The organism is Vibrio palustris, from assembly GCF_024346995.1.
Lineage (GTDB): Bacteria > Pseudomonadota > Gammaproteobacteria > Enterobacterales > Vibrionaceae > Vibrio > Vibrio palustris.
Map to the genome: position 1 here is coordinate 147,492 of NZ_AP024887.1, position 21,727 is coordinate 169,218.

Genomic DNA, 21,727 nt, shown 5'->3' on the forward strand with positions numbered 1-21,727 from the left:
TATGAAAAAATTAGATGTAATTATACCGGTTTATAGAGGTTTTGACGAAACAAAAGAATGTATAGAGTCAACGGTGAATTCTTTACCGAGTTGGGCTGAAATTATTGTGATTAATGACTGTTCACCGGAGCCTGAATTATCTAATTGGCTTATAAAGCACGCATCACTTTTCGGATTCACTTTATTAGAAAACAAAAAAAATCTAGGTTTTGTTGGTACAGTTAATAAAGGTATGTCTTTAAATCCAAGTCACGATGTATTGTTACTTAATAGTGATGTAGAAGTACCCAATAGTGATTGGTTAGAGCGTATGCGTAATGCTGCATATAGTCGTACGAATATTGGTAGTATTACGCCATTTTCTAATAATGCGACAATATGTAGTTTTCCTAATTTTTGTGAAGATAACGAATTATTCGCGGGATTGAGAGTTGATGAAATAGACCATATTTTTTCACAACTAGATGATGAGGATACTTTAGTTAAAGTCCCCACGGGAGTTGGGTTTTGCATGTATTTGTCACGTACAGCTCTCGACGACGTAGGGTACTTTGATGAGGAAACTTTTGGTAAAGGTTACGGTGAGGAGAATGACTGGTGCCAGAGAGCACAACAGAAAGGATGGATGAACTATCATCAAAAAAATGTATTTGTTTTTCACAAAGGTGGCGTCAGTTTCGCAGAAGAAGGTGATCCTCGTAAAGAAAATGCACTAAAGTTAATGGATAAATTACATCCTACTTATAACAGTCAAGTAATGGATTTTATTGCTAAAGATCCTGCCAAAGTGACTAGAATGACTGCTCTTCTATCTTACCTTAATAAAAGTGAAAATAAAAAGATACTATTAATTACTCATAATTTAGGTGGAGGAGTCAAATATCATATCGATGAGTTGATTAATCAATATAGTAATAAGATTGACTTTATTATATTATCACCAGCTGATGAGTTAAATGGTGTAAATATTAAATATTTTTCTGGTAATAGTATTAATGACACGCATATTATTAATACTGATGTTGAACGAGATCTTCTTGATGAATTTATTAAAGTATTGAATATAGATTTGGTCCATTGTCATCATACGATGAATATTCCAGATTACTTATTTACCTTAATTGAAAATTTAGACCTAAGGCTGTATTTGACTATACATGACTATTACTTATTTAATGGTAATCCGACTCTGACTGATTTAAATGGAAAATTTGTTGGTGATGAAAAAGATAGAGATATTCAATGCTTAAAACGATCTCCAATAGAAAAAACGTTGAATGAATTTGTAGATAATAGTAAAAAAATATTATCCTTATCTGAAAAAGTTATCTTCCCTAGCATTGATACATATATTAGATTCGAGAAAGAGTATCCGTTTATAAAAGATAAAAGTGTTGTTTGTTATCACTTAGACTATAAAAAGGAAAGTCCACTAGATTTAATAGAACATAACATTGGTAACTGTAAAAAAATACTTGTCATTGGGGCTTTGAGTAAAGAAAAAGGTGCTGATGAACTAGAATTCATTGCAAAAAACATAGATATGGCTGAGTTTCATTTAATTGGTTATGCATATCGACCTTTGAGATCAGTCATTTCTCATGGACCTTATGATAATGAGAAACTTCAAAGCAAGATTACAGCGCTAAATCCCGATGTTATATGGTTTCCTGCTAAGTGGCCCGAAACGTATAGCTATACGTTATCCACGGCATTATCATTATCATTTCCTGTTGTATGTCCAAATTTAGGTGCGTTTAGTGAACGTATTTTTGATAAAAAAGGGGGTTTATTATTACGTAATGACTTAGATAATAGTAAACTTTTAGATTTTTGGAGACATTATTTAAAAGGTGATAATGTAGAAAGCTTTATTTCAAAAAGACAGGCAGTAGACTTTGAATATGAAAATTATGAGAGTCTATTCTATAAAAAATCATATCTGTCATTTCCTAAAAAAGAACTCAATGCATATAATATTGCGACTATTAAAAAGCTCACTAATAATTTGAGATGTTCTTCTTATTCGCCTTTGAATAAAAAAGAGAAACTATTAAGGATATTATGGAGTTTGAGACAAACGAAAATTTTTGGCTATATATCTTATATCATTCCTTCTCCAATTCAAAGAAAAATAAAAAGATTGTTAAGCGCAAAACCAATGCATGATGTTATAAATACTAAATGAATATATAAAGGGATTTTATGATTGCTATTAATGATACGTCAAGATTATCCGAGTTGATAATATCGAATTCTTTAGAGGAATTTAAAAACATTATACGTAGTGGTAGATGGCTAAATGGTCAATATACTGAAGAGTTTTCACGTATTTTTTCTGAGTTTATAGGTGTTGAGTATTGTTTACCCGTTGCTAATGGCACAGATGCGCTAGAGATAGCTTTACGTTGCTTATCAAAGACTTCACATGTTGCGAATGGTGAGGTTATCTCAGTCGCTAATGCCGGTGGCTATACAAGTACAGCATGTCAATTAGTTGGTCTAAAACCTATTTATATTGATATTGATGAACATAATTTATTAATGGATATATCGCAGTTGAGCGAGCACTTATCTGATAACACTATCGCTGTTGTTGTTACCCATCTATATGGTAGGGCGGTTGATGTCCCTGCCGTTAGAGAGGAGCTAGATAATGCTGGCTATCATCACGTTAAAATCGTAGAAGATTGTGCGCAAGCACATGGGGCGAAAATTAACGGCCAACGCGTTGGTAGTTTCGGCGATATTGCAACATTCTCGTTTTATCCAACCAAAAATTTAGGTACCGTTGGCGATGCTGGTTCTATTGTCACATCAAATATAGACATATATAAGTTAGCTTCACAAATATCTCAATATGGGTGGAATGGTAAATACAATATAGAAATACACTCATCAAGAAACTCAAGGATGGATGAGTTACATGCAGCGATATTAATATCGTTATTACCGGATCTGGACCGCTGGAATAGTAAAAGAAGAGAAATTTATAGGCGTTATATAGAAAGTTCTAGTAAAGATATAACGTTATTTCATTCTTTAGATGAGTCTAATGTTGTTCACTTAGCTATTGTTATGGTAAATAATAGAGATGTTTTTATTAACTATATGAAAGAAAAGGGTATTTCTACAGATATTCATTACCCATTATTAGATGTTGAACAGCCGGCTTGGGACTATTCCAATAAAAATTCCTTAGACAAATCTTATGCGGCTCAAGATAAGATAGTTACATTGCCATGTTTTCCAACGATGAGCGATCAAGAAATCGATATTGTTTGTGATGCTTTGAGGAATTGGAATAATGATTGATTACTCTTTAATAGTTCCAATATATAAAAATGAGGATAACATTAGTTCCTTATTTATAGCATTGAGAAAAATTGATCTAAAGTTAGATTATCGATGCGAATTTATATTCGTTATCGATGGTTCTCCAGATCGATCAGAGCAATTAATCAATGAAATAAGGCATGAATTTGTACGTAACTCAAGTGTGATATCATTAAGTAAAAATTACGGTTCATTTACCGCTATTAGAGCTGGCTTAGAAGAAGCTAAGGGTAAGTATATAGCAGTTATGGCTGCAGATTTACAGGAGCCACCATCTCTTATTTTGGATTTTTTTGAGGGATTAGAAAATGACTGCTACGACGTTGTTTTTGGTCAGCGTATGTCCCGAAAAGATCCACCGATGAAGTCTCTTTTATCAAATGTATATTGGTCTTTATACCGTAAGATTGTAGAACCGGATATGCCTAAAGGTGGAGTGGATATATTTGGATGTAATAAGAAAGTTAGAGATAGTGTCATTGCTATTGAAGAGATCAATAGTTCTTTAGTCGCACAGCTATTCTGGGTTGGCTTTAGAAGAGGATTCATTCCTTACGAGCGATTAGAGCGTGTTGAAGGAAAAAGCGCTTGGAGTTTTAAAAAACGTTTTAAGTATATGTTAGATAGTATTTTTTCATATACGGATTTTCCAATTATACTTCTGCTTTCTCTTGGTTTTATAGGACTAGTGTTATCTATATTCTATATTTTCATTATTTTCATTGCTTATGCTTTGGGAGATATAGAACAACCAGGGTTTGCTTCGCAGAGTTTATTGATTACTGTTTTTGGGTGTTCTGTTTTATTTTCACAAGGCATATTAGGGTGCTACATTTGGAGGATTTTAGAAAACTCCAAGAAGAGGCCTTTATATTTTAAAAAGGATAAGGAAGATTAAATGTTTGTTCATGATGAGGCGTTATGCGAATCTGATAAAATAGGCGAAGGAACAAATATATGGGCTTTTGCTCATGTTCTACCAGGTGCTGTAATTGGTGAGAATTGTAATATTTGTGATAACGTTTTTATTGAAAACAAGGTTAGTCTTGGAAACAATGTAACAATAAAGTGCGGCGTTCAAATATGGGACGGTATTACGATTCATGACAATGTATTTATCGGTCCTAATGTTACTTTTACAAATGATAAGTATCCACGATCAAAGTGTTATCCTGAAGAGTTTGCTAAGACGATTATTGAGCAGGGAGCATCTTTGGGCGCTAACGCGACGATTTTACCGGGACTTACTATTGGCAAAGGTGCGATGATTGGAGCGGGTTCTGTTGTCACTCGTTCAGTTCCTCCTTACGCGACAGTTGTGGGTAATCCAGCAAAAATTATTAATTATAATACTGAATGCCTCATTTGTAATAGTTCTAATTATCAGGGAGCTAGTAATAATTCAGTAATGAGTGTATCAGGTTGCAAATTAGTAACGTTACCTTCCTTTAGTGATATGAGGGGAGATTTGACTGCTATGGAGTATGAGAAAGACTTACCATTCGTTCCTCAACGTTCTTTTCTCGTACATTCAGTAAAAACTGATAAGGTTAGAGGTGAGCATGCTCATAAGAGTTGTGAGCAATTTTTGATAGCGATATCGGGAACGCTTTCTGTGGTTGTTGATGATGGAGTTAATCGTCAAGAAGTTAAACTTAATTCTCCAGATATAGGTTTGTTCATACCCAATAAAGTATGGGGAATCCAATATAAATTTAGTTCAGATGCCGTGCTATTAGTTTATGCTTCGGAACCCTATGATAATTCAGATTATATAAGAGAATATGATGAGTTTTGTGAATATATTGAAAAATCATAGCTTTACTAAATTCATTTCCGTTGGGCTTATTAATACAATATCAACTATTTTTATATATCAATTATTATTGTTTTTTATTCCTGCTGTTTATTCTTACTCTATCTCTTGGTTATTAGGATTTATATTTATATTATTATTCTATCCCAAGTATGTATTCGAAGTTGGACTTTCGAAAAATACTATTGCGGTAACAGGATTGGTTTATTTGATTTCTTTATTTATAGGTGCTTTTTTAACTCAGCACTTAGTTTATGAAAAATTAGATAAAAGATTTGTGATATTTATTGTTTTAATAGTAACGACAATTTTTAATTATGTAATGTTGAGAGTTTTTTTAAAGAGATTAAATAATGTTAAAGAAAGAAATTGATCACTGGCTTATTTATGCAACGATTTTTATTGCACCTATTGTTGTTTATTTTTTCTATTTATCATCGTTTCCTTTAACTTATGATGAATTGAGAAGTGTTCAATCAGTGACAGTCGATTATAATTGGTTGCGGCAAGGTCGTTGGGGTATGTTCTATTTAAACATGTTCTATTCATCTAACCCCGTATTGCCATTTGTAGGTATTTATATTTCATCTGTTTTATGTGGAATTGTAGTTATAAAGCTATTCCTTTTTTCTAGGAGAGAGAGTACATTCAAAGCGTTATTGTTTTCATTGATAGTTTTTCTTTCTTATCCATCCCTGATATATTTTTATGATTTTAGCACTATTTCTTACTCTTTAGGATTTATATATATATTAACTTACTTTTCAGTTTTATATTTTTTAAGTGATAGTTTTTTAAAAAATTTAATAGCTATTTTGGCTTTAACAATTTCTATAGCTTTATATCAATCTTCTTTAACAGTATTTATTGTTATGTTTATGATTTCTTTGTTTTTCCGTAGTCATAATAATTTAGGAAAATTATTTTTAAAATTATTTATTGGCATTTTATTATCTATCGTAATTTATTATTTTTCCGTTAAATTTTTTGTATTAATTAATAATGTAGAGGCTAACTCTTATGTTTCTAGCTTTGTTAGTTACAAGTTTGACAAACAAAGTTTATTAATATTATTCACTAATTTTTTTCATCATGTATTTAGTTTTTACACATTCTCTTATAGTAAATTTATCAGTCATAACTATTTTTTGGTGATATTATTATTTTTTAGTGTTTTGTTCTCTTTTATTAACCATAAAAAAATAATTCCTAATAGTAAGATAGTAACAATATTCAAGTTATTAGTTATTATATTATGTCCTTTCACTCTTAATTTATTATCTCCTGTTGATATACCAACTAGGACACTTATCGCATTACCTCTTGCTGTATCTTTTTTGTCTTTCATCGTTCTTAGTCATTATCAAAATAAATTATTTATCGGACTTTCTATTTTTTCTGTTTTATTTAACATAATTTCTGTTAATAAATTATCATTTGTCAGTAAGAATGCATGGAATTATGATCAAAGAGTAGGAAGTATGATGATTGAAAGAATCTATAACAAACCTGGTTATACTGAACTGCTATTATCAAAAAATAAAATTCCAGTTCACTTGGTGGGTTTCATGGGAAGGAAGGAGAATCAGTATAATAGAGAAATTGAAAATATAGGAAAAAGCTTCTTCTCTTGGGGGAATAACGAACTTTTAAATGTAGCAAGACTGTTTAATACTATGGGTTTTGATGAGTTTAGGTTTGCAAATCCTCTGATGTTACAATCTGATTTTAATCAAATAAGAGATATGCCAAATTGGCCTGAGAATGGGTCTGTTCGTATTATTTCTGGTGCCGTGGTTATAAAAGTGTCTGACTATTCTGAAGCGCAAGTAAGAACTATGTGTTCAATTTTCAAAAAAAATAATATACCCGACTCTTGTTTAGTTACATATAATCCACAGTCTATTAAGTTCTCGATCCAATCATATGATAAAGATATGGAAATGTTAGATAGTCATATTTTGAAAGAAAGTCGATTAGTTAATGCTAGATATAGAAATGGTGTTCTTTTCCCTCTAAGTTCCGATTCTCAAATAATTCTGCCTAATTTTAACAATAATTCAAAAAATAGTGAAATATCTTTATCGATTAAAGGAGATTATGAGCACGATGATACAGTAGAAATATATTTTAAACGTACTGCTAATGAAGGATATAGTGCAAATAACATGATAAGAATAAATATTCTAGCATCTAATCCGAGTATTATTATTAATTTACCGTCTTATCTTTTTAAAAATGGATTGAGAGTTGATCCTTCAAATCATAAGACACCTATCAATAATTTTTCAGTAGACGTTAATAATATGTAAGTATACTTTTAACATGATATCTAATCAGGCTGTTAAGATACCAATAAAAATGCTTAGAAAATAGCTTTCTATTGGCATGTTGAGCGAGATGAATGGCTTCGATTTGAGGGAAATACTTTATTGTGTTTCCCTTTTTTTTCGCTCTCATACAAATATCTGCATCTTCAAAATACATAAAATAGGTTTCATCAAAACCATTGAGCTGCTCATAGCATTGAGCGGAGAAAAGCAAAAATGATCCTGCAGCCCAGTCTATCTCTTGGGGCGAGTGTATGGATGCTTTATCATAAATATCGTTGCGAGGTAGGCCTAGCAGTGATTTTAATGGATTAAGGAGTGAGTGACTGCGGCGAATGGAGTGATCAAAAATGGTCTTCTCTTTATCTTTATAGAGATTAATGGCGGCGATATCGGATTGATGCTGCTCTACTAGCTTCAGTAGTTTGGTAATCATACTCTTATCGATGATAACATCTGGGTTTAAGACTAAAAAATAGTCTTCTAGCGTCATTCCTAACTGCTGCTGTGCAAAGTGAAAAACATCGTTATTGTTCGCACCAAACCCTTTCGTTTTGTTGTCAGTGATAAGATGAATGGCATGACGCTCGCAATACTCACGAAGAAGAGGGCTAGGTTCAGTATTTGATTTCACTATCACCGAATAGTGAAGAGAGAGATTGCGTAGCGTATCGAATTGTATAATTAAGTCATCATGGTGATGATTGACGACGGAGATAAACAAGTTCATTAACATGTTCCTTTGCTTGGCGAGTAGCCTGTTGGAGCTTCAGCAATGATGCGTACCGCACAGTTAACATCAAAAGAATCACAACATTCATCTAGTTCAATTAATAAGGCATTCATGGCGTCCCACGAGAGTTTGTCCTCACATGCGGTCATGATTTTTTGATGACTGGTTCCTTCGACATTATCGCCAATCAATAGCTCTTCGTAGAGCTTTTCACCAGGTCGTAAACCCGTGAATTGAATTTCTATATCGCCATCGTCACTGTAACCATCATAATATTCGCTCATTCCCATGAGATGGATCATACGCTTCGCTAAATCGTGAATTTTGACAGGCTCGCCCATATCCAGCACAAACACTTGGCCATTAATGCCCATCGCACCCGCTTGGATGACCAGTTGTGCTGCTTCAGGGATCAACATGAAGTAGCGAATGATATCTGGATGCGTGACGGTAACTGGACCGCCCGCGCGGATTTGAGATTTGAATAATGGCACAACGGAACCGGATGACCCTAATACATTGCCGAATCGAACCATGGTAAATATCGTATGCTGCTGGGTTTCAGAAAGCGCCTGTAACACCAGTTCAGCGAGGCGTTTAGTCGTGCCCATAATGTTGGTTGGTCGGACAGCTTTATCGGTTGAAATTAACGTAAAATGTTCCACTTTGGCTTGAATGGCGGCTTGCGCACAAGCTAATGTACCAAACACATTGTTACGTAATCCTTCTATGACATTACTTTCTACTAATGGGACATGTTTATAGGCAGCAGCATGGTAAACGGTATTAACACCATAGTGCGTCATAATTTTGAATAAGCGGTGTTTGTTTTGTACCGATCCCAGTGCTGTGATGATAGCGGTGTCGAGCGATAGATTTTTTTTCAGTTTCTGTAAATCTTGATCAACACGATAGAGGTTGTATTCATTGAGTTCAAATAGTACGAGTGTTTTAGGGCGTTGAGTTAAAATTTGTCGGCACAGCTCAGAGCCAATAGAGCCACCCGCACCAGTGACCATGACATGTTGTTCAGCGATATTTTTAGCCAGTAAGTTAGTATCAGGATCGACAGGAGCCCGACCTAATAAGTCTCCGACATCCAGATCTTGAATGTCAGTCGGTCGTGCTTTGCCGGTTGCAATATCATCGACAGAAGGGACCGATTGCAAGGCTATCGGCCAAGTGGACAATTTTTCGACTAATCGTAATCGTGCGCCACGGTTAATATTATTAATGGCCAGTAAAAGTTTGACGGGATCATAAAGAGTCTGAAGCCGAGGAAAATCACTACTGTGATGCACGCGTATCCCTAAAATAATTTGTCCTGCTTTCGCAGGATCATCATCGAGCATAATCACGGGGTGATAGTCGTTACCTTGAATTAATGTATAAGCCAGATCGCGTCCTGTTGTGCCAGCACCATAGATGAACACATTGGGTTTTTTACGTTTATAATAATGGTAGTAAATAGTACGAATTAAAATCCTTGGCCCACCAAGGAAAAGCGTTGCTAAGCCAACATAAATGAATGGCACACTGCGAGGGATAAAAGCATGCAGAAAAAAACCACTCAACGCTAATGTTATTGAGGAAATGATGACGGATAAGAATATATAGCCGATCGCCGGTAACATCATGTAGCGCAGCACCGCACGATACATACCTAGCCGTACAAAGCACGTCAAAGTGACACACGTCGTCACCAACAAAGTGATAATTTCATTGATGCCTAACGGAAACCAAAGCATATCTAAGCGCAAAGCAATCGAGCAATATAGTGAGATAACAATGGCCACTACATCATAAGATATTGATATTATGCGTTTATTTTTTCTATTAGTTTCGAGTAACGTCTGGAGAGGTGAGAGCATTGACGATAGAGTCCTTCCATATGTAAGAATAACCAGTATCCAAGATGGGTTGGTATTTATATCATTATGAGGTTAGTTTAAGCACTAACGTTCTGTTTTACCAGTTAGATTATGTTTAAATATGCCATAATTACTAAAAGAATCTGATACTTATATGGAGATACTATTTGAAAGTACTGATAACCGGAGTGACGGGGTTTGTCGGCTCTGCTGTCGCCAAACACGGCGCTCATTTCAAGTGGCAGATAGAGGGGCAATGCCGAACGCTGCCTTCGACTAAGCTTACGTATTCGGTGCATTGTTTATCTATCGATTCGCAAACAGATTGGTCTTCATGCTTATATGAAAAAGAGGTGGTGATACATTGTGCGGCAAGAGTACATCAAATGGATGAAAGTCCAGAGATCGCATCCAAAGCTTATCTCGAGGTCAATACCCATGGAACTTTGAATCTGGCGCGCCAAGCCGCTCAAGCAGGAGTTAAGCGATTTATTTTTCTTAGTTCGATCAAAGTCAATGGTGAGCAAACCGAACCAGGGCAGCCTTTTACCGCAGAGTTTCCACCTATTCCTCTAGATCCTTACGGGGCGAGTAAATATCATGCCGAGCAAGGGCTGAGGGAAATCGCGCAAGAAACCGGAATGGAGGTAGTGATTATCCGCCCCCCACTGGTTTATGGTCCAGAAGTCAAAGCCAACTTTTTATCCATGATTCAATGGATAGACAAAGGTATACCGCTACCGTTAGGGCGGATAAAAAATCAGCGTAGTATGGTGTTTATTGATAACCTTGTATCACTAATTACTACGGCCGCTGAACATCCGGAAGCGGTGAATCAGACTTTTTTGGTTTCCGATAATGATGATGTGTCGACCACCGAGTTGTTACGTTTAATCGCTAGTAGTTTAGGAAAAAGAAGCCGTTTGTTGCCCGTACCTAGCCATTTATTAGTGATGTTATTACGTATGCTCGGTAAAGGGGATATCGCAGAGAAGCTGACAGCTAATTTACAAGTTGATCTACAGCATACACAGCGAATATTAAATTGGCAGCCGCCAGTGGCCTTAGCACACGGTATTCAATCTACAGTGGATTATTATCAAGCGCAGAAATCTTCGCATAAAGAATATGGAGCACACCTATGATCCGAGTGATTGATTTTTTATTGGCCTTAATCGGGCTGTGTTTACTTTGGCCAGTCTTACTGATCATTTGCCTGATTGGTTACTTTGATACTGGTTCTCCCGTCTTCTTCCAGCAACGTGTTGGTAAAAATCGCCACCTGTTTACCTTAATTAAGTTTCGTACCATGCCTGTCGATACTCAATCGGTGGCTACACATTTGGTTGGTAAAAGCTCTGTAACTCCCTTGGGCGGTTTTTTACGTAAAACTAAACTGGATGAACTACCACAATTAATTAATGTGGTGAAAGGCGACATGAGTTTAGTGGGACCGCGTCCGTGTTTAGCCAATCAACAAGACGTCATTGAAGCGCGAGAAATACGTAATGTATTTACAGCAAGACCTGGTATTACCGGGTTAGCGCAGATTGAGGACGTCGATATGAGCACACCAACGCGGTTAGCGGAGTTAGATGCAAAGATGTTAGAGTCTTTGACGGTCTCCCTCTATTTTTCATATATAGTCAAAACAGTCTTGGGTGCTGGCACCGGTGATAGAGTGTAAATAGTGGCTCAGCAAACTAGGCAGGCTTATGAATGGTTATATCTAAGTTCAGTGCTATTAATAGAGTGTGCTCTAGATAAAAAGAGGCCCCAGCGGGTGCTGAGGCCTGATGTGAATAGCTAGATTTTAATGCATTGGTGGCCTTGCGTACCAAGGGGCTCGCGAATCAGTCATACCATATAATGAGTATTGACGTCCCAGCATCTGACCGCCATCACGTTGCAGTGGTAGCCACGAAATTGTGGTGCGATTCTTCGTTGGTGTCACAGTCATGATATCCAGAGGAATCGACACATAGAACCCTTTATTAAAGCTCCCCTCACCAAACTCTTCCGCCGACATATCGGTTTTAGTTGCAAATACACCGGCTATCACACCGCTATCAAACTGTTTCGAAAAGTCGACGGTCACACCGACATCTTCGGCAAGATAGCGTCCTGCACTGATTTGTACCAGCGTATTATCAAACGCATTCCAGAATTTTGGCTGCCAATATAATGTCGCATGCCCAGTGGCGACGCCAGTTTGTACGCGATAGGATTGCCCTGTTTCGCTATCATAGTGACGCTCTTCTTTGAATAGGCCAGTATAAGTATCGGGATCTCTCTGCCTAACATAGTTGGCATCGACCCCTAATGCCCAGTTTGAACCTAACGGACGATACAGCAGTTCACCGCCTGCACCCGCGTACATCGACTCTAAATACCCAGCATAAGCTTGACCATAAAAATTCGTACTCAAGCGATCAAAGTAGTTAACCTGCAAGGTATCTAAACGCAGTGTTTTAGAGAAATATTCGCGGTTTAGCGTACGGACACGTTTAACATTGGTGCCATCTGGCGGAACCTCATAGTTAAACTGATCGTAATTATCAATGATATTACCGTAGAAGCTGCCTGAGAAAAGCCAATGGTTACCTAGGTGGTACGAAGCGCCACCGACAACACCAACAGAATATAAATAAAAGTTTTCAGCGCCACCAAAGGATTGCTGTAACTTAGGCGCGATCCCGTAATAGAGGTTTTGTTCATTGCCAGCCATTTTTTGGCCAGTAACCGCGACTGGATTACCGGTTTCACGAGAGTCTTCAAAGCGTGCGCCTGGGTAGTCATGCTCTTTAACCTGTTTAAACGACGCAGTATCGATTCTGGTTTCAGTGATAGGTTGGCGTTGGGCTAATTCAACAAAGCGATAGGTTTTTGCATCAATACCTGTGTTAGCAAGCAAGGTTGCAGCACGTTCTTCGCCTTCTTTACGTTCACGGTATTTAGATTGAGTTCCAGTGACTGTCACTGTTTCACCATCTTTGTATATTTTCGGATGAGAGAACCCCGCAACTTTATGTAGATCTGTCGTGAGTGTTTGCCATTCTTGGTCGGTTAACTGTTGCTTACTGCTTTGAGGGGCATAGCGAGGCTTCTCATCATCTACCCACACTTGATCGAGGTTGGATAGGTTGGTATGCATGGTAAAACCAGCGGTAACCGTATTGCCACGCTCATAGCTTACCTGTAATTGTCCCCAATTAGTAAATGCGTACACCGCGCCAAAGTTCCATGGAGTCGGTTGTGGCATTGAAATACGTCCACGTGTGACAGGAAAGTCACTGCGATAATCATTCCCATCGTACTCAATTTTTAACGAAAGCGGGGCATACGGTGTTTGATATTCTATGCCACCGAAGACTGAGGTACATCCGGTAAAGAGGCGATCAATATCAAAGCTACCGCCATTACCTTTATACCCTGAGTTACGTTGACAATCGACAGACACTGAGTTATCACCGGTTAAATTGGCACGATTACCGATATAACCCCAACCTAAACCTAAAGTAAAATCGAATGGGCCGACTTGCTTACTGGCTGCAATAAACTCACCGTCAAATAAGCCAGTACCACCAAAGTCACGGAGGCCAACAGAAAGCGCTGGTAGGTAGTAACCTTCCTTTAACACTCGTAATTTTACATCAAAGCTTTTATCCGTGTATTCCGTATCACCACTAAAGCTTTCACTTTGGCTATATAATAAATCATGCACTTGCGTATAACGAGCGGTAGTTTCTAACCAAGGAAACAGTTGCAATGATAGGTGATAATGCAAATATTCAGCATTATTGGTGACGCCTAAACTTAACTCGCCTTCTGGCATCATACGTGCAGACGGCATTTGCATAAGCCCGGTACCACCAAAATCGGTTTGTGAATGGTGTAACTGGGGCGCTGAAAACTCATCCGCGTAAGCGGTAGGTATATTAGTTAGAGTTAACACAGCCAGAGAAGCGATTATTGGGTATTGAGTAAAGCGCTTGGGGGAATAATGTCTTGGTTTCATGGTAATCGGTTTCTCAATAATTCAACAACAACTTGATTAGTACTGACGTTAGGTTTATCCACATCAAACCACGTATGGGCATGTGGCATAGAAACATAAACAATGGCACCAGGCGCAACCTCGTGAAAATCACGGTTCCAATAAGCAATCTTATGAGTTTCTACTTGGCCACTGGGTTGAATGACAGTCAGTTTGGAGAGGCTATTGGTTAATAAGCCGGCAGAGTCAGCATACGTTTTGGCATCTTGGCGTTGGCGCCAAGGTTGCTCGCCCTCATTTTTCACATTCCCTAGCACTAAGACAGAGTCTGCATGAGTCCGTAAATTTAACACCCATTGCCCAGAGATAAGCGGGTTGACTGCTGCATTGATGCGTGTTGCATCGGGATCAATTGGTGTTGTGATTTTGTGACCAAAGCGCATCTCTCGAATGGTTTGTCGTAATTTGTGCCAATGATTTTTTTGCGACATAGGGGCAAAATCTTCTTCGTTTGCCAAGCGCATCAGTGTTTCTTGTTTTAGCGCTAAAGGAGAAGACACATCATACAACCCGCTCGATTGCCAATGAATATCGAGTGTTGAGGTATCGAGTTGTTGTAATGCTGTAAAGACTGATTGAGAGACCCGTGGTTGTTTTGCAAAGCTCACTTGTATTTTGGCGTTATCATCTAATACTACTTTGACAGTCGTTTTGGGTTGCTGGGCATAAGCGGTCGTTGCAGCAATAGTACAAAGCAATAATGTAGACGCTGTACACTTAAAAAAAGACATGACTAATGGCCTCCAACAAAGGGTTTAGCTTCAGTAATCGTCAGCATGGGTAATTTGGGCGCTAAATGTTGCTGGCTTTTTACTACATGCCCCGATTGAGGATTAAGCCAATAGTAATTGGTGTAAGACTCATCGAGCAAAGGAATCGAAACCGATTCCGAAAACGCGAGCACAGTTTGCTCTCCTTTGAGAGGGGTGTTGAGTGTAGTACTTCCTAGGTTGGTAAAAGATGAGGTAGCTTGATAACGGTGATGATTACCAGGTTGCCAAGAAAGTTGATAATGCCATTGTTTCGGTGTTGTTGGTTTTTGTAAACCTAAAGTTAAAGGATCAGGTTTATTAGCGCGGAGTTGAGTAATATTACCATGACCTAAATTGACCGTTTTTATAATTCTTCCTGCACGGGTAATAATTAATTCATGATTAGATGACAGCCATTTTAATGCGGGTGGAGAATTATTACTTTTATCGTGTTTAGTTGTTTCGGACCAAGCTAATACTAATAATGCTGACGCACTATCATTCTCTTGAACAATAATATTAGCATAAGGAGAAGATTGTATTTTTTGAACGGACATCTCATTATTTTCCGTTCCCAAAAAGGCGAGTCTCATGGTTTTTGAAAGTGCTGAGCCACTTGATGTACATCCACTAAGAAACAGTAGTGATAGGCTACATAGAATAAGAAGAAATAACTGACGCATGAACAATGAACTTATAATAAGTTTAGGATAGAAAAAAACAACCGCATAGGCGGTTGTTTTGTCACAATACAGCGCTGCTTATAGAGCAGTTGCTGAAGTACTTGTACTGGTTGAAGTACTGGTACTGGTAGACGTGCTGGTAGACGTGCTTGTTTCACCATCAGATGAATTAGAATCGCTACCTGCAGCAATTGCCGCGCCAGCCACAACTGCGCCTGCAATACCAACAGCGGTGGCTGTCACTGCACCAGTTGCAACGCCAGCCGCGGCTGCCGCACTACCTGCTGCTGTGCCGGCTGCGCCAGTTGCTGCAGTTGTTGTCGCAGTACCAGTTGCTCCAGCACTAGCACCGGTGGTACCTGCTGTAGTACCAGCAGTACCACTACCAGTGGTGCCACTTGTTGCAGCTGTACTTGTTTCAGTCGCTGCATACGCGCTTGTACTCATTACTAACGCTGTTAGTAATGCAATCGCTGTTTTTTTCATAGTAAATCTCCATGGAGAACGTGTTAGTAACATCGATGTTCACTCAAATATTGAGTCTCATATAAGATAAAATTATCTGAATGAAATGTAAACAAGATTAAATATAAACAGTCATAACTCTAACAGTAGATTAACCATAATCATCTTCACATTTTACCTTACGCACGCTATCATGCGTCGGCTTTAAATTTTGAATATCGTTACTTCGAGAGCTCTTCCTCTCATGGGGATGTGGTGTCCTTCGGCGGTAGCGTGTTTAAATAAAAAAATTGTTAAAATTATAAATAAACATATTGATTCTAACTCGATGAATTTTTTGGCTTAAAAATTTATCCGACTAGTATAGTAAGTCAATATGGATAAAATAAATAAGTTTCAAACAATAGTTTTGGAGCAAACGTTTAGTTGGTTAAGAGAAATCTCTTGCCATAATGATGAAATTATCGATATCTTATCTCGACGCTCATGGCCGGAGGTGTATCTACACCAATATCCAAGAATGAGCGGACGAAAGGACGTATTATCTTAAATCTTAGGAAGTTGGTGTGTTAAACAAGTCGATCACTCTTATTTTGGTATCTTGCACGCTTGCAGGATGCTCTATTCCCGGCTCTAATCTCACGACAAGCGATAAAAATATAGCTTGGAACGCAGACGACAGTGCCGATACCCTCTCCTCACGTGTCAATGTTTACCCTCTGACTCCCAACTTAATTAATGAACTTAAGTATCATCAGCTTATACCAAAAACTCAGCCTAATGCGGGTTTGGAAAAGCAGCTAGCGGATTACCAATACAAAATTGGCCCAGGCGATGTACTCAACGTCACTATTTGGGATCATCCTGAATTAACCATTCCTGCCGGTTCTTACCGTAGCTCGGAAGAGGCGGGGAACTGGGTTCACTCTGACGGTACGATTTTTTATCCATACATTGGTAAACTAAAAGTAACGGGCTTAACCGTCACACAAGTGCGAGCATTGATTACTGAACGGATTAAAAAATACGTTGAAGATCCTCAAGTTGATGTCAACATTGCGGCGTTTCGTTCACAAAAATCTTACGTAACAGGAGAGGTGAACAAGCCGGGCCCACAGCCTATCTCGAATATCCCGTTAACGTTACTTGATGCAATTAACCGTGCTGGCGGTATCACTAAAGATGCCGATTGGCGCAACGTAACGCTAAGCCATCACGGAAGTGAAGAGCACCTTTCTTTATATGCATTAGTACAAAAAGGCGATTTAACACAAAACCGTTTATTGCATAAAGGCGATATCATTCACGTGCCGCGTAATGATGCGCAGAAAGTCTTTATTATGGGCAGCGTTGATAAACCGCAAGTAGTAAAAATTGACCGTACGGGGATGAGTTTGACCGAAGCGTTGGCTAGTTCAGGCGGGATTAACGAAGCCCAAGCCGATGCCACTGGTGTGTTCGTGATTCGCAGTACAGGCATGGCTAATAAACAGCACAAAGGTAGCAAAACACCACTTGCCGATGTGTATCAGCTTAATATGCAAGATGCGACAGCACTTGTGATGGGCACTGAGTTTGAATTAAAACCGTACGATGTGGTGTACGTGACCACCGCACCAGTAGCACGCTGGAATCGTTTGATCAGTCAACTAGTACCAACCATCAGCGGATTTAATAACCTGACTGAAGGTATGCTACGTCTAAAAAACTGGCCGTAACCGGAACACAATAAGGATATAACCGTGTTTGATAACATTCTTGTGGTTTGTGTCGGAAATATATGCCGCTCCCCAATAGGGGAGCGCTACCTACAAACCTTACTTCCGCAGAAAAACATTGCCTCGGCGGGGATTGCCTCAAAGCGCAGTGGATTGGTTGGCAAACCTGCAGACAGCATGGCTGTACAAGTGGCCGATGAGCATGGGGTCGATATTAGCGCTCATCAATCTCAGCAGCTCACCGCTGAATTGTGTGCACAGTACGACTTAATCTTAGTGATGGAAAAAGGCCATTTATCCGCACTCTCTGAGATAGCGCCGGAAGCACGCGGTAAAGCTATGCTCTTTGGTCAATGGATAGGCCAAAAAGATATCCCTGATCCATACCGTCAAAGCAAAGAAGCTTTTGATTACGCCTACCAATTGATTGTTCAAGCTGCCGATGCTTGGCGAGCCAAACTTTAATACGACTATAAAAATTATGACTGATTCAAGATCAAAAGCCGTCAGCTCAACTGACAAAGACGAAATAGATTTAGGCCAACTGTTTGGCACCTTATTGGATGGCAAATGGGTCATCGTAATAGTCACTTGCTTGTTTATGCTAATTGGTGTCGCGTATGCTTTGCTCGCGACACCGATTTATCAATCGGATGCCTTAATTCAAGTGGAACAAAAAAGCTCAGGTGGGTTCTCTTCTGTAGTCAGTGAAAACTTAGGTGACATGTTTTCTTCTGAATCGACAGCCGATACAGAAATTGAACTTATCAGATCTCGCATGGTGTTAGGCGGCACGGTCGATAAGTTTAATTTAACCACTGTGGTTAAGCCAAACTATATCCCTGTTATTGGTAAAGGGTGGGCGCGTTTAACCGATGATGAGCAAAAAATCAAAGTCACTCAATTTGATATTGCCGACAGTTATCAACATGAGCCGCATGAATACCATATTCAAGTGATTAACGGTAAACAGGGCACTTATCAATTAGTCGATGATAATGCTCAAGTGCTACTTAAAGGCCGTGTAGGTGCAACCAGTGCTGGACACGGATTTGTACTCAAAGTGAGTGATATTCAAGCGGATGATGGTTTTGAATTTTCAATTGTAAAACGTAACCGTATTGATGCTGTGCAATGGCTAAAAACTCATTTATCTGCAGAAGAGCAAGGCAAGCAAACAGGTATTATTCGCTTAAGTTTTACTTCCGATAATGCTGACTTTTCTGAAGCTTTGCTTGATAACATTTCGCAGCGTTATTTCTTGCAAAATGTTGAGCGTGATTCCGCAGAAGCAGAGCAAAGTATTCATTTCTTAAAAGAAAAATTACCTCAATTAAAAGCAAAGCTGATTGAGTCAGAAAACAAACTTAACGATTACCGTAAAAAGCGTGAATCTGTTGATTTAACGATGGAAGCAGAGTCGACACTTAAAGTGATGGTCAACTTAGATGCACAGCTGAATCAGTTGACCTTTAAGGAAGCAGAGATCAGCCAAAAATACACTAAAGACCACCCTGCATACAAATCTTTACTAGATAAGCGCCAAACACTATTAGGTGAAAAAGCGAAGCTTAATAAAAAGATTGAGAACCTACCAGAAACACAAAAGCGTATTTTAAGCTTGCAACGTGATGTACAAGTGAATCAACAGATTTATGTACAATTGCTTAATAAAGTCGAGGAGCTAAATGTCGTTAAAGCCGGCACAGTTGGCAACGTACGCATTATAGATCATGCTCAAACTTTCTCTGACCCTGTTAAACCAAAGAAACTACTTGTTGTTTTAATTTGTACGATTCTGGGTGGTTTAATGAGTGTTGCATATGTTCTTTTACGTGCTGCAATGCATAAAGGTATTGAAACGCCAGATCAAATAGAAGAGCTAGGGCTATCAGTTTATGCCAGTGTGCCTAAATCCGAATTACAGATGAACTTGGCAGAAAAATTGAAACGCCTGCGTAGTAATACTAAGGAAATGAATCTATTGGCAGAGCTTAATCCTGCTGATTTATCGATTGAGGCATTACGTGGGCTAAGAACTAGTTTGCACTTTGCCATGATGGAGGCGAACAATAATATTCTAATGATCTCAGGCCCGGCACCTGGTATTGGTAAATCATTTGTTTCTACCAACTTTGCCGCGGTTTATGCCAAAACAGGTCAGCGTGTATTATTGATTGACGCAGATATGCGTAAAGGATATTTACAACAAGCGTTAGGTTTAAGTAATGATAATGGTTTATCTGACTACTTAAGCGGCAAGATAGAAACTGAGGTGCTAGTGAAAAACACCGCAATTGAAAACTTGGATGTTATTACCCGCGGGCAAGTGCCACCGAACCCATCAGAACTCTTAATGCATAAACGTTTAGATGAGTTATTAGGTTGGGCATCAGGGCAATACGATTTAGTGATTGTCGATACCCCGCCTGTTCTTGCGGTAACCGATGCCAGTATTGTGGGAGCGAAAGCAGGTACCACACTTATGGTGACACGTTTTGGTGTCAATACAGCCAAAGAAATTGAAGTTGCGAGAGCTAGGTTTGAGCAATCAGGTATAGAAGTTAAAGGTGTTATCTTTAATGCGATAGAGAAAAAAGCGTCAAGCCATTATGGCTATGGCTACTACAACTATTCATATTAAAAAAACAAATATTATAGAAATTAAAGGTTAGGGTAAAATGTATAACTCAAAAATTAAAGTTAAAAAAAGTCAGTTAAGCGGTTCAGTTAAGGTTAGTGGTGCCAAAAATAGTGTACTTAGATTGCTAGCAGCAACAATTTTATTTGATGAGGATATTGTATTAAACAACTATCCAAGTGAACTTTTAGATGTAAAAATCCATGAAGATATGTTGTCTTATTTAGGTAAAACTATTAATCATGATGATGATAAAGTTGTGATTAAACAAGATGGTGATCTAAATACAAACTTAGAATGGCACGATCGTTCAATCCGAAATACTCTTTTAATTTTGGGGGCATCTGTTGCTAAATACGGATTTGGTCGAGTACCTTTACCTGGAGGCTGTAAGCTAGGTGAACGTAAGTATGATATTCATGTACATGTTTTAGAATCATTAGGTGCCCAAGTATATGAAGATGGAGATTACTTAGTCGCTAAGTCTGATCATAGACTTAAAGGTACAGATATAACTTTACGTATGCGGTCAACTGGTGCAACCGAAAATGCTATATTAGCTTCTTGCTTGGCAGACGGTAAAACTCGAATATACAATCCACATATTCGTCCTGAAATAATAGATTTAGCACACTTTTTAAATAAAGCTGGCGCTAAAATTAAAATCTATGGTCAAGAAAGAATTGAAGTTGAAGGTGTTCCATCTCTAGGTAAGGCTGTACATGATGTTATGCCGGATAATATGGAAGCATTAACTTGGGCTATTCTTGCTACCATGACTAACAGTGAAATACGTATAGATAATTTTCCATTTGAAGATTTAGAAGTCCCACTTATCCATCTTCGAGAAAGTGGCGTAAATCTATATCGTAATAAAAATAGTGCGATTGTTGCTAAAGGTAACTGCTATCCAGTAGAAATCAGCACTGGACCATATCCTGGTATCAATTCAGATATGCAGCCTCTATTTGCCGCATTTGCGTCTTTATGTAAAGGAACAAGTCATATTATTGATTTACGTTTTCCTGGTCGCTACGCATATGGGGAAGAAATGAATAAAATGAATATTGAAACTTCAGTCCAAGGCGATTTATTTGCTATCACAGGTTCTGATAATATTATTCCGGCAGAAGTTAAAGCACTTGATTTAAGAGCTGGTATCGCGCTGTTAATGTTAGGAATGGTGGCTAAAGACGGAGAAACCACAATTCATGATGCATGGCAAATTAAGAGAGGCTATAACCAGATTATTGAAAAGTTGCAGTCTCTAGGTGCTAATGTAACAGAAGAAGTTTAATTATTAATAATGGCGATATTCTATTAAG

Annotated in this window: 18 protein-coding genes; 12 read left to right on the forward strand and 6 right to left on the reverse strand. The window is 38.2% G+C overall.

Features of this window, described 5'->3' with window-relative positions; genetic code table 11:
- The first annotated feature begins 1 nt into the window (after window position 1).
- From OCU30_RS00675 to OCU30_RS00705, 6 genes are read left to right on the forward strand one after another with little or no spacing between them, the layout of a single operon-like run.
- Entirely contained in the window at window positions 2-2,188 is a 2,187-nt protein-coding gene (locus OCU30_RS00675) for a glycosyltransferase (protein WP_077313839.1), read from the forward strand.
- A gap of 17 nt (window positions 2,189-2,205) precedes the next feature.
- Window positions 2,206-3,315 (forward strand): DegT/DnrJ/EryC1/StrS family aminotransferase, encoded by a 1,110-nt coding sequence (locus OCU30_RS00680; protein WP_077313837.1) that lies wholly within the window; start codon window positions 2,206-2,208, stop codon window positions 3,313-3,315.
- The gene (locus OCU30_RS00685) at window positions 3,308-4,234 is read left to right on the forward strand and encodes a glycosyltransferase family 2 protein (protein WP_077313835.1); all 927 of its coding nucleotides are present in this window, start codon (window positions 3,308-3,310) and stop codon (window positions 4,232-4,234) included. The genes OCU30_RS00680 and OCU30_RS00685 overlap by 8 nt, the downstream gene beginning before the upstream one ends.
- Entirely contained in the window at window positions 4,235-5,155 is a 921-nt protein-coding gene (locus OCU30_RS17285; RefSeq protein ID WP_077313833.1) for a WxcM-like domain-containing protein, read from the forward strand.
- The gene (locus tag OCU30_RS00700) at window positions 5,133-5,525 is read left to right on the forward strand and encodes a GtrA domain-containing protein (protein WP_159439112.1); all 393 of its coding nucleotides are present in this window, start codon (window positions 5,133-5,135) and stop codon (window positions 5,523-5,525) included. Before OCU30_RS17285 ends, OCU30_RS00700 begins: the two co-directional genes overlap by 23 nt.
- Entirely contained in the window at window positions 5,506-7,464 is a 1,959-nt protein-coding gene (locus OCU30_RS00705; RefSeq protein ID WP_077313830.1) for a glucosyltransferase domain-containing protein, read from the forward strand. The genes OCU30_RS00700 and OCU30_RS00705 overlap by 20 nt, the downstream gene beginning before the upstream one ends.
- On the opposite strand, the gene OCU30_RS00710 is transcribed toward OCU30_RS00705, so the two are convergent.
- Both OCU30_RS00710 and OCU30_RS00715 read right to left on the reverse strand, forming a co-directional pair.
- The gene (locus OCU30_RS00710) at window positions 7,451-8,212 is read right to left on the reverse strand and encodes a glycosyltransferase (RefSeq protein ID WP_077313828.1); all 762 of its coding nucleotides are present in this window, start codon (window positions 8,210-8,212) and stop codon (window positions 7,451-7,453) included. The two genes, OCU30_RS00705 and OCU30_RS00710, sit on opposite strands and share 14 nt — an antisense overlap.
- Window positions 8,212-10,086, reverse strand: coding sequence for a polysaccharide biosynthesis protein (locus tag OCU30_RS00715; protein ID WP_077313826.1), 1,875 nt, complete (start codon window positions 10,084-10,086; stop codon window positions 8,212-8,214). Before OCU30_RS00715 ends, OCU30_RS00710 begins: the two co-directional genes overlap by 1 nt.
- Before the next feature lie 167 nt (window positions 10,087-10,253).
- Between OCU30_RS00715 and OCU30_RS00720 the strand changes: the two genes are divergently transcribed.
- Window positions 10,254-11,231 carry a UDP-glucose 4-epimerase family protein gene (locus OCU30_RS00720; protein ID WP_077313824.1) on the forward strand — a complete coding sequence of 326 codons (978 nt, stop codon included), beginning with the start codon at window positions 10,254-10,256 and terminating at the stop codon, window positions 11,229-11,231.
- A complete protein-coding gene (locus tag OCU30_RS00725) occupies window positions 11,228-11,773 on the forward strand; it encodes a sugar transferase (RefSeq protein ID WP_077313822.1) in 546 nt (181 codons plus the stop codon). Before OCU30_RS00720 ends, OCU30_RS00725 begins: the two co-directional genes overlap by 4 nt.
- Window positions 11,774-11,899: 126 nt before the next feature.
- Here OCU30_RS00725 and OCU30_RS00730 read toward each other — a convergent pair whose 3' ends face one another.
- The 4 genes from OCU30_RS00730 to OCU30_RS00745 form a co-directional block, all read right to left on the reverse strand.
- Window positions 11,900-14,104, reverse strand: coding sequence for a YjbH domain-containing protein (locus tag OCU30_RS00730; protein ID WP_077313820.1), 2,205 nt, complete (start codon window positions 14,102-14,104; stop codon window positions 11,900-11,902).
- Window positions 14,101-14,874, reverse strand: coding sequence for a capsule biosynthesis GfcC family protein (locus OCU30_RS00735; RefSeq protein WP_077313818.1), 774 nt, complete (start codon window positions 14,872-14,874; stop codon window positions 14,101-14,103). The genes OCU30_RS00730 and OCU30_RS00735 overlap by 4 nt, the downstream gene beginning before the upstream one ends.
- A gap of 2 nt (window positions 14,875-14,876) precedes the next feature.
- Window positions 14,877-15,578, reverse strand: a complete 702-nt coding sequence (locus OCU30_RS00740) for a YjbF family lipoprotein (RefSeq protein WP_077313816.1) — start codon at window positions 15,576-15,578, stop codon at window positions 14,877-14,879.
- A 78-nt stretch (window positions 15,579-15,656) separates the two neighbouring features.
- Window positions 15,657-16,064 (reverse strand): hypothetical protein, encoded by a 408-nt coding sequence (locus OCU30_RS00745; RefSeq protein WP_077313814.1) that lies wholly within the window; start codon window positions 16,062-16,064, stop codon window positions 15,657-15,659.
- 545 nt (window positions 16,065-16,609) lie between these two features.
- Between OCU30_RS00745 and OCU30_RS00750 the strand changes: the two genes are divergently transcribed.
- From OCU30_RS00750 to OCU30_RS00765, 4 genes are read left to right on the forward strand one after another with little or no spacing between them, the layout of a single operon-like run.
- Window positions 16,610-17,761, forward strand: coding sequence for a polysaccharide export protein (locus tag OCU30_RS00750; protein ID WP_077313812.1), 1,152 nt, complete (start codon window positions 16,610-16,612; stop codon window positions 17,759-17,761).
- 24 nt (window positions 17,762-17,785) lie between these two features.
- Window positions 17,786-18,226 carry an arsenate reductase/protein-tyrosine-phosphatase family protein gene (locus tag OCU30_RS00755; RefSeq protein ID WP_077313810.1) on the forward strand — a complete coding sequence of 147 codons (441 nt, stop codon included), beginning with the start codon at window positions 17,786-17,788 and terminating at the stop codon, window positions 18,224-18,226.
- Between the two features lie 16 nt (window positions 18,227-18,242).
- Complete coding sequence (locus OCU30_RS00760) at window positions 18,243-20,405, forward strand: polysaccharide biosynthesis tyrosine autokinase (protein ID WP_077313929.1); 2,163 nt, start codon at window positions 18,243-18,245, stop codon at window positions 20,403-20,405.
- Between the two features lie 37 nt (window positions 20,406-20,442).
- The gene (locus tag OCU30_RS00765) at window positions 20,443-21,699 is read left to right on the forward strand and encodes a UDP-N-acetylglucosamine 1-carboxyvinyltransferase (protein ID WP_077313808.1); all 1,257 of its coding nucleotides are present in this window, start codon (window positions 20,443-20,445) and stop codon (window positions 21,697-21,699) included.
- Window positions 21,700-21,727: the final 28 nt, after the last annotated feature.

Excerpts from the sequence above, each read along its gene's own strand:
- OCU30_RS00675 (WP_077313839.1), top strand. The coding sequence starts at position 2 with ATGAAAAAATTAGATGTAATTATACCGGTTTATAGAGGTTTTGACGAA.
- OCU30_RS00680 (WP_077313837.1), top strand. The coding sequence starts at position 2,206 with ATGATTGCTATTAATGATACGTCAAGATTATCCGAGTTGATAATATCG.
- OCU30_RS00685 (WP_077313835.1), top strand. The coding sequence starts at position 3,308 with ATGATTGATTACTCTTTAATAGTTCCAATATATAAAAATGAGGATAAC.
- OCU30_RS17285 (WP_077313833.1), top strand. The coding sequence starts at position 4,235 with ATGTTTGTTCATGATGAGGCGTTATGCGAATCTGATAAAATAGGCGAA.
- OCU30_RS00705 (WP_077313830.1), top strand. The coding sequence starts at position 5,506 with ATGTTAAAGAAAGAAATTGATCACTGGCTTATTTATGCAACGATTTTT.
- OCU30_RS00710 (WP_077313828.1), bottom strand. The coding sequence starts at position 8,212 with ATGAACTTGTTTATCTCCGTCGTCAATCATCACCATGATGACTTAATT.
- OCU30_RS00715 (WP_077313826.1), bottom strand. The coding sequence starts at position 10,086 with ATGCTCTCACCTCTCCAGACGTTACTCGAAACTAATAGAAAAAATAAA.
- OCU30_RS00725 (WP_077313822.1), top strand. The coding sequence starts at position 11,228 with ATGATCCGAGTGATTGATTTTTTATTGGCCTTAATCGGGCTGTGTTTA.
- OCU30_RS00730 (WP_077313820.1), bottom strand. The coding sequence starts at position 14,104 with ATGAAACCAAGACATTATTCCCCCAAGCGCTTTACTCAATACCCAATA.
- OCU30_RS00735 (WP_077313818.1), bottom strand. The coding sequence starts at position 14,874 with ATGTCTTTTTTTAAGTGTACAGCGTCTACATTATTGCTTTGTACTATT.
- OCU30_RS00740 (WP_077313816.1), bottom strand. The coding sequence starts at position 15,578 with ATGCGTCAGTTATTTCTTCTTATTCTATGTAGCCTATCACTACTGTTT.
- OCU30_RS00745 (WP_077313814.1), bottom strand. The coding sequence starts at position 16,064 with ATGAAAAAAACAGCGATTGCATTACTAACAGCGTTAGTAATGAGTACA.
- OCU30_RS00760 (WP_077313929.1), top strand. The coding sequence starts at position 18,243 with ATGACTGATTCAAGATCAAAAGCCGTCAGCTCAACTGACAAAGACGAA.
- OCU30_RS00765 (WP_077313808.1), top strand. The coding sequence starts at position 20,443 with ATGTATAACTCAAAAATTAAAGTTAAAAAAAGTCAGTTAAGCGGTTCA.